The sequence below is a fragment of the Halomonas fontilapidosi genome, from assembly GCF_014192285.1.
Lineage (GTDB): Bacteria > Pseudomonadota > Gammaproteobacteria > Pseudomonadales > Halomonadaceae > Halomonas > Halomonas fontilapidosi.
Genome location: NZ_JACHXQ010000001.1, coordinates 12,611 through 25,211, shown reverse-complemented (window position 1 = coordinate 25,211; position 12,601 = coordinate 12,611). Strand labels below are relative to the sequence as shown.

General features: G+C 63.3%; 12 protein-coding genes and 4 tRNA genes. 5 read left to right on the top strand and 11 right to left on the bottom strand.

All coding sequences use genetic code 11. The features are described 5' to 3' along the window. Nucleotides 1-30: 30 nt before the first annotated feature. The 7 genes from clpX to FHR95_RS00100 all read right to left on the bottom strand — a co-directional run bounded on the left by clpX (nucleotide 31) and on the right by FHR95_RS00100 (nucleotide 4,233). Nucleotides 31-1,308 carry an ATP-dependent Clp protease ATP-binding subunit ClpX gene (clpX, locus tag FHR95_RS00130; protein ID WP_040186932.1) on the bottom strand — a complete coding sequence of 426 codons (1,278 nt, stop codon included), beginning with the start codon at nucleotides 1,306-1,308 and terminating at the stop codon, nucleotides 31-33. A 125-nt stretch (nucleotides 1,309-1,433) separates the two neighbouring features. Beyond that, complete coding sequence (gene clpP / locus FHR95_RS00125) at nucleotides 1,434-2,054, bottom strand: ATP-dependent Clp endopeptidase proteolytic subunit ClpP (protein ID WP_183312911.1); 621 nt, start codon at nucleotides 2,052-2,054, stop codon at nucleotides 1,434-1,436. A gap of 87 nt (nucleotides 2,055-2,141) precedes the next feature. Beyond that, entirely contained in the window at nucleotides 2,142-3,506 is a 1,365-nt protein-coding gene (tig, locus tag FHR95_RS00120; protein ID WP_183312910.1) for a trigger factor, read from the bottom strand. 260 nt (nucleotides 3,507-3,766) lie between these two features. Next, nucleotides 3,767-3,841 (bottom strand) — tRNA-His (locus FHR95_RS00115). 24 nt (nucleotides 3,842-3,865) lie between these two features. Then, a tRNA-His gene (locus tag FHR95_RS00110) sits at nucleotides 3,866-3,940 on the bottom strand. A gap of 70 nt (nucleotides 3,941-4,010) precedes the next feature. Next, nucleotides 4,011-4,087: transfer RNA gene (locus FHR95_RS00105), tRNA-Arg, on the bottom strand. A 69-nt stretch (nucleotides 4,088-4,156) separates the two neighbouring features. Beyond that, nucleotides 4,157-4,233: transfer RNA gene (locus FHR95_RS00100), tRNA-Pro, on the bottom strand. A 267-nt stretch (nucleotides 4,234-4,500) separates the two neighbouring features. Here FHR95_RS00100 and folD point away from each other — a divergent pair. From folD to FHR95_RS00080, 4 genes are all read left to right on the top strand, one after another. Next, nucleotides 4,501-5,361, top strand: coding sequence for a bifunctional methylenetetrahydrofolate dehydrogenase/methenyltetrahydrofolate cyclohydrolase FolD (gene folD, locus FHR95_RS00095; protein WP_040186935.1), 861 nt, complete (start codon nucleotides 4,501-4,503; stop codon nucleotides 5,359-5,361). 112 nt (nucleotides 5,362-5,473) lie between these two features. Further along, nucleotides 5,474-5,941 carry an S-ribosylhomocysteine lyase gene (locus tag FHR95_RS00090; RefSeq protein WP_183312909.1) on the top strand — a complete coding sequence of 156 codons (468 nt, stop codon included), beginning with the start codon at nucleotides 5,474-5,476 and terminating at the stop codon, nucleotides 5,939-5,941. Further along, nucleotides 5,938-6,672 (top strand): 5'-methylthioadenosine/S-adenosylhomocysteine nucleosidase, encoded by a 735-nt coding sequence (gene mtnN / locus FHR95_RS00085; RefSeq protein WP_040186938.1) that lies wholly within the window; start codon nucleotides 5,938-5,940, stop codon nucleotides 6,670-6,672. Before FHR95_RS00090 ends, mtnN begins: the two co-directional genes overlap by 4 nt. A gap of 4 nt (nucleotides 6,673-6,676) precedes the next feature. After that, nucleotides 6,677-7,591: an alpha/beta hydrolase gene (locus FHR95_RS00080; RefSeq protein ID WP_183312908.1), complete on the top strand. Its 915-nt coding sequence runs from the start codon at nucleotides 6,677-6,679 to the stop codon at nucleotides 7,589-7,591. 87 nt (nucleotides 7,592-7,678) lie between these two features. On the opposite strand, the gene pyrC is transcribed toward FHR95_RS00080, so the two are convergent. Further along, nucleotides 7,679-8,716, bottom strand: coding sequence for a dihydroorotase (gene pyrC, locus FHR95_RS00075; RefSeq protein ID WP_183312907.1), 1,038 nt, complete (start codon nucleotides 8,714-8,716; stop codon nucleotides 7,679-7,681). A gap of 187 nt (nucleotides 8,717-8,903) precedes the next feature. On the opposite strand from pyrC, the gene FHR95_RS00070 reads away from it, so the two are divergent. Then, nucleotides 8,904-9,329, top strand: a complete 426-nt coding sequence (locus tag FHR95_RS00070) for a hypothetical protein (RefSeq protein ID WP_183312906.1) — start codon at nucleotides 8,904-8,906, stop codon at nucleotides 9,327-9,329. Between the two features lie 56 nt (nucleotides 9,330-9,385). Here FHR95_RS00070 and FHR95_RS00065 read toward each other — a convergent pair whose 3' ends face one another. The 3 genes from FHR95_RS00065 to FHR95_RS00055 form a co-directional block, all read right to left on the bottom strand. Beyond that, nucleotides 9,386-10,627 carry an NAD(P)/FAD-dependent oxidoreductase gene (locus tag FHR95_RS00065; RefSeq protein WP_183312905.1) on the bottom strand — a complete coding sequence of 414 codons (1,242 nt, stop codon included), beginning with the start codon at nucleotides 10,625-10,627 and terminating at the stop codon, nucleotides 9,386-9,388. An 84-nt stretch (nucleotides 10,628-10,711) separates the two neighbouring features. Continuing rightward, the gene (locus FHR95_RS00060; protein WP_183312904.1) at nucleotides 10,712-11,170 is read right to left on the bottom strand and encodes a tellurite resistance TerB family protein; all 459 of its coding nucleotides are present in this window, start codon (nucleotides 11,168-11,170) and stop codon (nucleotides 10,712-10,714) included. A gap of 77 nt (nucleotides 11,171-11,247) precedes the next feature. Next, the gene (locus FHR95_RS00055) at nucleotides 11,248-12,549 is read right to left on the bottom strand and encodes an O-antigen ligase family protein (protein ID WP_183312903.1); all 1,302 of its coding nucleotides are present in this window, start codon (nucleotides 12,547-12,549) and stop codon (nucleotides 11,248-11,250) included. Nucleotides 12,550-12,601 lie beyond the last annotated feature (52 nt).

Sequence of the window (12,601 nt, the reverse complement as noted above, 5' to 3'; positions counted from 1 at the left end):
CCCTCTCAGGACGCCTTGGCGCCCGGTGGTTCAGCCGTCGGTACCGTCGACCCGCTGCGCCTCCTGCTGGGAGTAGATCAACAGGGGCTCGCTCTCGCCGCTGATGACCGAGGCGTCGATCACCACCTTGGATACCCCCTCCAGGGAGGGAATCTCGTACATGGTATCGAGCAGCACTGATTCGAGAATCGAGCGCAGGCCGCGCGCCCCCGTCTTGCGCGCCATGGCCTTGTGGGCCACCGCCCGCAGGGCGTCCTCGCGGAAGTCCAGTTCCACGCTTTCCATGTCGAACAGCCGGGCGTACTGCTTGATCAGCGAGTTCTTGGGCTCGGTGAGGATCTGGATCAGCGCGTCCTCGGTCAGCTCGGTGAGCGTTGCGATCACCGGCAGACGACCCACGAACTCGGGAATCAGGCCAAACTTGACCAGGTCCTCGGGTTCGACGTCAAGCAGCAGGTCGCCTACGCCCTTGCTCTCGTCCTTGCTCTTCACCTCGGCGTTGAAGCCGATACCGCCCTTCTCGGCGCGATCGCGGATCACCTTCTCGAGTCCGGAGAAGGCGCCACCGACGATAAACAGCATGTTGGTGGTGTCGACCTGAACGAACTCCTGCTGAGGATGCTTGCGCCCACCCTGGGGCGGCACCGAGGCGGTCGTGCCCTCGATCAGCTTGAGCAGCGCCTGCTGTACACCCTCGCCGGAGACATCACGGGTAATCGAGGGGTTGTCCGACTTGCGCGAGATCTTGTCGATCTCGTCGATATAGACAATGCCGCGCTGGGCCTTGTCGACATCGTAGTCGCACTTCTGCAGCAGCTTCTGGATGATGTTCTCGACATCCTCGCCGACATAACCCGCCTCGGTGAGGGTAGTGGCATCGGCGATGGTGAAGGGCACGTTGAGTAGCCGCGCCAGCGTCTCGGCGAGCAGCGTCTTGCCGCTGCCGGTCGGACCGATCAGCAGAATGTTCGACTTGCCGAGTTCGACTTCTTCCTTGCCGCCATAGCGCAGACGCTTGTAATGGTTGTACACCGCCACGGACAGCACCATCTTGGCGCGGTCCTGGCCGATCACGTAGTCATCGAGGGTGTGACGAATCTCGCGGGGAGCCGGCAGGCGCTCTTCGTCGGTCTCGGCATCGGCATCGAGCACCTCCTCGCGAATGATGTCGTTGCAGAGGTCGACACACTCATCGCAGATATACACGGACGGGCCGGCAATCAGCTTGCGCACCTCATTCTGGTTCTTGCCGCAGAACGAGCAGTAGAGCAGCTTGCCACCTTCGTCCTTGCCTTTGCCGTCGGCCATTCGCGTACCTCTTTCATAATGACGCCCCAAGAGTATGGCACGTGGGGCGTCGGGTTCACCACGGCAGCACGGGCCGCCGGGAAACGTCTCAATGCATGAAGGTCACTCGGGTGAAATTCACGCTATCAGGATGTCGGCCGCTGTTCCAGTACCGCATCGATCAGGCCATATTCGGCGGCCTGCGGACCATCCATGAAGTTATCGCGGTCGGTATCCCGGGCGATGGTCTCGATGTCCTGACCGGTATGGTGCGCCAGGATCCGGTTGAGCTTGTCACGAATGCCGAGAATCTCACGCGTGTGGATCTCGATATCCGAAGCCTGGCCCTGGAAGCCGCCCAGCGGCTGGTGGATCATCATCCGCGAATTGGGCAGGCAGTAACGCTTGCCCGCCGCACCGCCAGCCAGCAGCAGCGCGCCCATGCTCGCCGCCTGACCGATGCACACGGTGGACACATCGGGCTTGATGAACTGCATGGTGTCGTAGACCGACATGCCCGCCGTCACGGAGCCACCCGGCGAGTTGATGTACAGGTGGATATCCTTGTCCGGGTTCTCGGACTCGAGGAACAGCAGCTGTGCCACCAGCAGGTTTGACATGTAGTCTTCCACCGGCCCCACCAGGAAGATCACGCGTTCCTTGAGCAGGCGGGAATAGATGTCATAAGCCCGCTCGCCGCGCGCGCTCTGCTCGACCACCATGGGCACCAGGCCGCCGGCGGATTGAATATCGAACGGGTTGCTCATCTGGGTGATGTCCTTGGATCCGATGAATGAACGCCTAGGGTGTGTGCCTGCTCGGCCAGCGGGCCGAGCAGGCCACGGCAGGACCGATCAGGCCTGCTTTTCCTCGCCCTGCTCTTCGGCCTCGTCGCCTTCCTCGTCAACGCCACCCTGCTGCTGGGCCGCGGCGAGAGCATCTTGATAGCTCATTTCCACGTCCTTGACGGCGGCCTGCTCGAGCAGGACATCGACGGCCTTCTCCTCGAGGATAGCCGACTGGACCTGGGTCTTGAGCTGGTCGTTACCCATGTAGTACTCGACCACCTGCTCAGGGTCCTGGTACTGCTGGGCTAGCTCCTCGACCTTGGCCCGGATCTCCTCGTCGGTGGCCTCGAGCTCGTGCTGCTTGATCACTTCGGCCAGCAACAGGCCAACCTGTACACGGCTCTTGGCCTGCTCGGCAAACAGCTCGTCGGGCAGCTGGCTGACGTCGAAGTCCTCGCCGAGGCCGAACTGCTGAGCCGCCTGACGCTTGAGCCCGTCGGTCTCCTGCTGGACCAGCGCCTGAGGCACAGGAATGTCGTTGGCCTTCTTGAGCGCCTCGAGCACCTGCTGCTTGACGCGGTTGTCGACGGCCTGGCTCGCCTCGCGGGTCATGTTCTGCTTGACCTCGACGCGGAACTTGTCCAGATCGCCGTCCTCGACGCCAAACTTCTCGACGAACTCAGCATCGACCTCGGGCAGGGCCTGGCCCTTGACCTCGTGGACCTTGACCTTGAAGGTCGCGTCCTGGCCGGCCAGCTGCTCGGCCTGGTAGTCCTCGGGGAAGGTGACCTTGATCTCCATCTCGTCGCCGGCCTTGGCCCCGATCAGCTGCTCCTCGAAGCCGGGGATGAAGCTACCGGAACCGATTACCAGCTCGTGCCCCTCGGCGCTGCCGCCCTCGAAGGGCTCACCGCCCAGGAAACCCTGGAAGTCGATGGTGACCTGATCGCCCTCTTCCGCGGCCCGGTCGACCACTTCCCAACCGGCGTTCTGCTTGCGCAGGGTATCGATCATCTCGTCGACGTCGGCCTCGGTCACCTCGACCACCGGACGCTCGACCTCGGTGCCCTCGATGGAGGCCAGCTCGACCTCGGGATAGATCTCGAGGGTCGCAGTAAACGCCAGATCCTTGCCCGGCTCGTTGACCTCGGCCTCGATCTGCGGATACCCGGCCGGGTTGAGCTCGTTCTCGGAAATGGCACGCACGTAACGCTCGCGCATCACTTCGCCCACGACTTCATCACGCACGCCGGCGCCATAGCGCTGACGGATCACCGACATCGGGACCTTGCCCTTGCGAAAGCCGTCCATGCGGACGGTCTTGGCGGCGTCCTTGAGACGGGCGTCAACGGCCTCGTCGATTTCGGCGGCCGGCACCTGGACCTTGATGCGGCGTTCAATCTGGGAGGTCGTATCGACGGAAACTTGCATGAAATGTCCTCTACCGACTGGGGCGTTCTGTGAAAGCGTGAAAGGGTCAAAGGGCTGATTCTAAGAATCCCGCCCGGTACTGGCAAGCGCTATGCCTGAACAGATGGGGGCCTGACGGCACATTACAAGGGCCAGGAAAGGGAATTTTCCGAGAGGTCCACTGCTGCGCTCAGCATCGGCAAAGCGAGCGAAGGCAATCGCCACGCCGAAAGAAAGATCAGGGAGATAACGCAGAGAAAGAAGACTGCTGAGGGAGGCAATGGGGTGGATGATGGGGATCGAACCCACGACCACCGGAGCCACAATCCGGGGCTCTACCACTGAGCTACATCCACCACTGCCTGGAGATCATGTCGAGTTGGGGTGGATGATGGGGATCGAACCCACGACCACCGGAGCCACAATCCGGGGCTCTACCACTGAGCTACATCCACCACTACGACACGGGTCTTGCTGAATGCCCAAACGATCTGGCTGAACCGCTACCGAACACTCCATGGAACATGGCGCGCCCAGCAGGAATCGAACCTGCAACCTACGGCTTAGAAGGCCGTTGCTCTATCCGGTTGAGCTATGGGCGCATTCTATGTATCAGAGCGCCTGACCGCAACCCGAAGCGAGAAATAAAAAACTTCTCAATCAACAAGTTGTGGTCGGGGTGGAGGGATTCGAACCCCCGACATCCTGCTCCCAAAGCAGGCGCGCTACCAGACTGCGCTACACCCCGCCGGCTCTTGCACGGCCCTGACGCCGCCGCAGGGGCCTCGTCAAGCGATGCGTATTCTACGGAACTTTCCCCGCAGGTCAAGCGAGAACCGCGTCGCGGCGCCATGACGATCGTGAACGACACAGGCCAGTATGACGGGGCAAGCGCAGGGAGATACCGCCACGCCTGACCGGCGGCTTTGCCTTCGTGCCCCGGCATGCGAAAATCCTTCGCCCCACGCAGCGCCTATCCACCCAGCCCACCCACCACACAGCAGAGGGAAGTTCGATGACCGCCCAACTGATCGATGGCAAGGCCATTGCCGCTCGAGTCCGCCAGCAGGTCGCTCGCCAGGTGCAGGCACGCCGCGAGGCCGGAAGGCGGATTCCCGGCCTGGCGGTGGTGCTGGTGGGCGAGGACGCCGCCTCCGCCGTCTATGTGCGCAACAAGCATCGCGCCTGTGAGGAGGCCGGCATCCACTCGTTCAAGTACCCGCTGCCGGCAGACACAAGCCAGGACGAGCTCGAGACCCTGGTCGACCAGCTCAACGACGACCCGCGCATCGACGGCATCCTGGTGCAGCTGCCACTGCCCGAGCACCTCGACGCCCGCCCGATCCTCGAGCGCATCCTGCCGCACAAGGATGTCGACGGCTTTCACCCCTACAACCTCGGCCGCCTGGCCCAGCGCCTGCCGCTGCTGCGCCCCTGCACGCCCAAGGGGGTGATGACCCTGCTCGAGGCGAGTGGTCTCGAGGTCCGCGGCCTGGACGCCACCGTGGTCGGTGCCTCCAACATTGTCGGTCGCCCGATGTCGCTGGAGCTGATGCTCGCCGGCTGCACCACCACCGTCTGCCATCGCTTTACCCAGCACCTGGAAGAGCACGTGCGCCGCGCCGACCTGCTGGTGGTGGCCGTCGGCCTGCCCGGTCTGGTCAAGGGCGAGTGGATCAAGCCCGGCGCCATCGTCATCGACGTGGGGATCAACCGCCAGGAAGATGGCCGCCTGATCGGCGACATCGACTTCACCGCCGCCGCCGAGCGGGCCAGCTGGATCACGCCCGTCCCCGGCGGCGTCGGCCCGATGACCGTTGCCACCCTGCTCGAGAACACCCTGCAGGCCGCCGATATGCATGACGCCACAGCATAATCAGACGTAGGGGTAGACGTTGGGGTCTGACCCCGGGCCGCCGCCCGTGCACCTTTGGTCTAACTCGGCTAGAATAATGCGCTCATTTTGCCAGACTCGCGAGGTCGTCCCGATGACCGACAAGCCAATGAACGTCGAAAGCTTCAACCTCGACCACACCAAGGTGAAGGCTCCCTACGTCCGCCTTGCCGACATCAAGACCGGCGAGCACGGCGACACCATCTACAAGTACGACATGCGTATCTGCCAGCCCAACCAGGACCACATGGAGATGCCCGCGCTGCACTCCCTGGAACACCTGATGGCCGAGCTCTCGCGCAACCATTCCGACAAGGTGGTCGACATCAGCCCTATGGGCTGCCAGACCGGCTTCTACGTAGCCATGATCAACCACGACGACTATGACGGCGTGCTCGAGCTGCTCGAGGCCACGCTCAAGGACGTCTTGGTCGCCGACGAGGTCCCGGCCTGCAACGAGATGCAGTGCGGCTGGGCCGCCAGCCACAGCCTGGAAGGCGCGCAGCAGATCGCCCGTGACGTCCTGGCCAAGCGCGGCGAGTGGAGCCAGGTCTTCGCATGAAACGCATCGGCATCATCGGCGCCATGCCTCAGGAGGTCGCGGCCCTCGCCGCCCAGCTCGAGGGCCGACGCACCCGCGAACACGTGGGCTGCACCTTCCACCTGGGCAAGCTGCGTGGCGTGGACGTGGTGATCCTCCAATCCGGCATTGGCAAGGTGAATGCCGCCATCGGCACCACCCTACTGCTGGACGTCTACCATCCCGAGGCGATCATCAACACCGGCTCAGCCGGCGGCTTCGGCGAGGGCCTGGCGATCGGCGATATCGTCGTCTCAAGCGAGGTGCGCCACCACGACGTGGATGCCGTGGTATTCGGCTACGAGCACGGGCAGGTGCCCAACATGCCCGCCGCCTACCAGGCCGATGCACGACTGATCCGCATGGCCCGCGAGTGCATCGAGCAGCTAGGTGAAGTCAACGTCGTCGAGGGGCTGATCGCCACCGGCGATGTCTTCATGGCCTGCCCCGAACTGGTGGCGACGACCCGGTCACGCTTTCCCACCATGCTCGCCGCGGAAATGGAAGCCGCGGCAATCGCCCAGACCTGTCACCACTACGGCTGCCCTTTCGTGGTGATCCGTGCACTCTCCGACATCGCCGGCGGCGGCGACAACCACCTTTCCTTCACGGAGTTCCTGGAGAAGGCAGCCGACCACTCCACGCGCATGGTCATGGCCATGGTCGACCGCCTGGGCCATACCTCGCGACAGGCCGACAGCGTCGGAGGCTGAGGGCATGGGCAAAACCGCGCGCGGATATCGAGGACTGGCACTGAGCGTGCCCCTGCTGCTGGCCGGCTGTGCCACCCACCTCGACCGCAACGGCGAGGTCACAACCCCCGAGGCGAGGGAAGCGCAAGCCCACTATGACGTCCAGCGCCTGGCGCCGTCGCCGTATACTCCCGACGACTGGCCAGAGGCGCTGGAGGCACGCGTCCTGCTTCCCGACACACCGGAGGGCCGCTTGCGCCCGGCGGCGCTGCTGGTGCACGGCGGCGGCTGGCAACGTCGCAGCCCAGACGACATGGAAGAGATCGCCGAGCGACTCGCCGAGCGCGGCTACGTGACGGTCAATGTCGCCTATCGCTTCGCCCCGCAACACCGCTTCCCCGCCCAGCTCCACGACCTGCAGCAGGCCATGGCCTGGATCCATAGCCGGGCCAATGTATGGCGCATCGACACCGACCATATCGTCGGCGTTGGCTACTCCAGCGGCGCCCACCTGGTCAGCCTGCTCGGCGTGTCGGGCAATGTCGCGGCCCTCGCCGAGCCCTACGGTGGCAAGCACGCCCGGCTGGCCGCCGTGCTGGGCGGCGGCCTGCCGAGCGACCTCTTCAAGTTCGATGACGGACGGCTGGTGGTGGAGTTCATCGGCGGCACTCGGGCCGAGCAGCCCACACAGTATCGGCTGGCCTCGCCGATCTATCACGTCGACGCCGATACGCCGCCCCACTTCCTCTTTCATGGCCGCTGGGACGGCCTGGTGCCGGTGGACCATGCCACTGACTTCTACGCCGAGCTACTCGCTCAGGGCGTGGAGAGCGAGCTCTACCTGCAGCATTTCCGCGGCCACTTCACCAGCTTCCTGACCCGCGGCCACGCCATCGAGGCCGGTATCGCCTTTCTCGACCGCCAGCTCCTCGACGATTGAGCCCGTGCCCGGAACAACAGCGGCCGCCCCGAGGGGCGGCCGCTTGCCACTTTCGCGACTACCTGTCGCGATCACCGGTGACGGGCATCAGTCCTGCAGTTTCCATTCCAGCGTCTCGCCGGCGGCCAGGGGCACAATGCGCTGGCCCTCGGCATAGGGCAGCGTCTCGGGCAACTGCCACGGCTGGCGGACCAGCGTGACGGTATCGGTATTACGCGCCAGGCCGTAGAAGTCGGGGCCGAAGTGGCTGGCGAAGCCCTCCAGACGCTCCAGGGCCCCGGCCTGCTCGAAGGCAGTGGCATAGAGCTCGAGCGCGGCAGGTGCGGTGAAGGCCCCCGCGCAGCCGCAGGCGCTCTCCTTGTCGCCGCGGGCATGCGGCGCGCTGTCGGTACCCAGGAAGAATTTCGGGCTGCCCGAGGTCGCGGCGGCCATCAGGGCCTGGCGATGGCGCTCGCGCTTGAGAATCGGCAGGCAGTAATAGTGGGGGCGAATGCCGCCCACCAGCATGTGGTTGCGGTTGAACAGCAGGTGGTGAACGGTGATGGTCGCGGCGACATTAGCCGGGGCTGCCGTCACGAACTCAGCGGCATCGGCCGTGGTGATGTGCTCGAAGACCACCTTCAGGTCCGGATGGCGCTCGAGCAGGGGCTTCATGACCCGCTCGATGAACACCGCCTCGCGGTCGAAGATATCGATATCGGCATCGGTCACCTCGCCATGCACCAGCAGCGGGATGCCCAGCCGCGCCATGGCGCCGATGGCCGAATCGCACAGGGTGAGATCGGTGACGCCAGAGGCCGAGTTGGTAGTCGCCCCTGCAGGATAGAGCTTCACCGCCTGAATCAGGCCGCTGGCATGGGCCCGCTCGATCTCATCAACCGGTGTGTTGTCGGTCAGGTAGAGCGTCATCAGCGGCTCGAAGGCGGCCCCGGTGGGCAGCGCGGCGAGAATCCGCTCGCGATAGGCCAACGCACGCTCGGTGGTGGTCACCGGCGGCGTGAGGTTGGGCATGATGATGGCGCGCCCCATCTGGCGCGCGCTGGCGGTTACCACGGCCGCCATGGCGTCGCCGTCGCGCAGGTGCAGGTGCCAGTCGTCCGGGCGGGTCAGGGTGATAGAGTTCACGGCAGGTCCTGTGTCGAAAGCATCGAGATCGTCGTCGGAAGCGTGGCACCAGTATATCGCAACCGCGCCGCAACCCCGAGGCCACCCAAGCGCATCAGCCACGGCGACTCTTCAATCGGCGCGGAATGCCGTATCATGGCGCCAGCGTTTGCAGCGCCAACAAGGCCCGGCCATCCATGAGGACACGATGCCCAAGGTAAGACACTATGCCGATACCGTTGCTATCCTGGCCGGCTTGATGTGGCTGGTGCTCTACTGGTCAGTGAGCATCTCCGCGCACCTTGGCAGCGTCGAACCCAGCCTTGCCGCCCTGTTGATGGTGGGTAGCCTGATCCTGATCAGCTTCGTACACCGCCCTATCCGCGTGCTACTCGGCCGCTATCACGTTCGCAAGCGGCGCACCGAGATGTGGATGCATATCCTCGCCCTTCCCTTGGTCCTGGCCTTCCTGCTGGCCATGGTCATCGAACATCTCATCACCCCGATGAACGGCGAGCAGAAAATGCTGCTGTTCAATGTGCTGGCCACCGCCGGCTGGCTGGTATTCGTCTTCACCCTGGTGACCAAGCTGCTGATGCACCTGGCCCAGCAGAAGCGTAAGGCCAGGCAATAACTCAGGGCTGATCTCGCCACGCAGAAGCCTTGCTTGTAGCGCGACGGTTCCTCCCGTCAGAACCGATCGGCCCGAAATGGCGCCATGTCGATCTCGGGCGTCTCCCCCTCCATCATCTGCGCCAGCAGACGCCCGGTCGCCGGCCCCAGCGTAAAGCCCTGATGCCCATGGCCAAGCGCCAGCCAGAGCCCATCCTGTTTCGGCGCCGGACCGATCACCGGCTTCATGTCCGGCGTGCAGGGACGCGCCCCCTTCCAGGGCTTGTCATCCAGCCGCTCGCCCAGCGGGAACAGCTGCTTCGCCACGCGCTCGGCGGCAGCCAACTGTTGCAGGTGCGGTGGCGCCTCGAGGCGCTCGAGCTCGGCGCCGGTGGTCAGGCGAACGCCTGCCTGCATGGGCGCCAGCAGGTAGCCGACCTCGGCATCCATCACCCAGTGGTTGAGCGTCGCCGAGTCCCTCGTGCCGTAATGCATGTGATAGCCGCGCTTGACGAACAGCGGGATCTCCAGCCCCAGGCGCGAGAACCAGTCGCGCGACCAGGGCCCCATGGCCATCACGACCTGCTCGGCCTCGAGCGTGCCCTGCTCGGTGGCGACCCGCCACCCGTTGCCCTGGCGCGAAACGTCCGTCACCTCCGTCTGCCATACGCGCCCGCCCTGCGCCTCGAAGCTCCGCGCATAGGCCTGCACCAGGCCGCCGGGGTCGGCCACCGTCCAGGGCTGCTCCCAGTGGATCGCACCAGCCAGGTTGCCGCTCAGTTCAGGCTCCATCGCGGCCAACTGGTCGGCATCCAGCGCGCGGTAGCGCACTCCGAAGCGCTTGGCATTCTCTTCAACGTCGCGCAGGCGCGCCGTCATGGCCTCCTGACTGCGATAGAGCTCCAGCCAGCCGTCACGGCGCACCAGGGCGTCGGCACCGGCCGCCTCGACCATCGGCGCATGGGCGTCCAGCGACAGGCAGATCAGCGAGGCATACTCGGGCACGATGCGCGCATAGCGCTTGGGTGCGGAATTCTGCCAGTACTGAAGCAGCGGCCCGGCAGACTGCAGCATCCCCCCGGGACGATAGCGGATATCCACCTGTCGGTTGGGCAGCACGCGCAACATGGTGGCGAGGTCTCGTGGGAAGGGATAAGGCTGCACCGCCTCGCGCTGGATGATCCCGGCATTGCCGAAGGAGGTCTCGCGTCCCGGCTCGCGCCGATCGACCAGGGTCACCGAATGCCCACGCCGCGCCAGGTGCCAGGCCACCGATACACCGACCATTCCGGCCCCCATCACCACGATCTCACGCGCCATGTCTGACTCCTTGTCTGCTGTTCAGGCTACTGAAGACGACGAGCATGCACTTTCTATCCGTCAAGGGAAAGTCGCGCCGCGGCATCAGTCGGACTCGGCGTCCAGCACCTTCAACTTGGCCCGAATGAAGTCCGAATGGCTGACGTGCAACAGCTCCGCCAGGCGGCGGATGCGGTGCTCCTCGAGGTGATGCTGTTCACTGTCGGCCAGCGAAAGCGCCCAAATCATCCGCACCAGTTCGCAACGCTGGCCATAATCGAAGTGCTCCTTGACCAAGCTGACGAACCGGTAGTGATCCACGGCCGACTCGGCCTCTTCCCACGCCAGGCGCATCAGTTCGTCGAGGTCGGCGTCTGCCAGGTCGAAACGCCGTTGCAACAGCTCGCGCAGCAATGCCACTTCACTGTCGTCGAGATGGTAGTCGGCACGCGCCACTTCGAAAAGCAGCGCCGCCGTGGCCAGCTCAAGGCTGGGCGCCGCGGTATCGCTGCTGTCGTCCGCCACCAGGATGTCGCTGAAGAAGCGCTGTATCGAATCGATCATCAAGCCATCCCGTCTAACGTGTTCAGGTCAACAGACACGCAAATCCAAAAATCATCTCATCGCAGGCAATGAATGCGCTACCGGACCAGAGCCCTTGCATTTACGCACCTCTCGCCCGGAGGGCACGCAAAACGATTCGATGACTCAATGGATCTCAGTACCGCCCAACATCCCACGCAGAGACCGAGATAGCCGCTGAGTCCACGGACATCCCGCAGCATGGACTGCGAAAACCCAAAGATCATGAACGAGGTCACAATCATCACCCCGGCGATCGCCAGCAAGCGCACACGAGGGTCGGGATCACGCCGACATCGCCAGAACAGCGTGAGTGGCACCCCATATAGCCCCAGCAACGATACAAGCCCCACCAACCCGCGTCGTGCTGCGGTATCAATCATGTCGCTATGCAACTGAGTGAATACGCTGACACCTGGATACAGCAGCCCCTGACTCACCAGAGTGTCAAGGGCAGACTGAAGGCCTCCCTCGCCCCATCCCGTCAGCGGGCGTTCACTGAAAAGTATCACGCCTCCTTTCCACATCTCCAGGCGAAGACCTATGGAGCCGCCGCGGAAGTCTTGTGACCAGTATGCATGCATCTCATCAAAAGCCGTGGCAATGCGAGGCCCAGCTGAACCCAGAGCCATCATGACGACGAGAATCAGCGAGACCAATACTACAACATCCCAGTCGAAACGTCGGGACAGTTGCACTTGGTGATCATGCATGCTGCGCCAGATAACCCAGATAAAGAATGATAATAGAGGTAGTATCACCCAACCACCACGTGTCCCCGAAAGCAATGAGGCTACAATGCCCCCGGCGGCAGCGGCAAGCAAAAACACCCCCTTTCCACGTCCGCACCTCCCCTGCGATAACCGCCAGACGTATGCTATAAGCGACAGACATCCAAGTAACAGTGCAAGGTTGCCGAACGGGATTGCATTCATTCCGTTTCCGACTCGATCATGCATCATCACCCATCGCTGAAATAGGGCAATGCACCCTGCGAGAGAGGCGCCTGTAAAAATACCGGCCCACCAAAATGAAGGAGAAGGGGGAAAGAGGCGAAACCATACCAATACGACGGTGGACATAGCCGGCCAAAGCGACATGGCACCGTACTCGCTATCGATCGGCGTTTCTGAAGAAGCCCAGACATCCCATGACCATATTAATGAATATAGTATTAAAGGAAAGCAAAATATAAAATCACGAATTCCCAGGTAGCTTCTTGCTCTGTTCAATAGATCCCTGAATACCATTGGCAGGCTTACCAACACTGAGACAAGCATAAATAAAGGTAAGACAGCGTAGCCCCATGGTACGGAAATCAATAGCGCCAAAAAGGCGAACAGAAGAACACCACCGGCCAACGAAATCAACCTTGAAGCGATCATAGTCCATTAAATTTATGCAGGTGATATA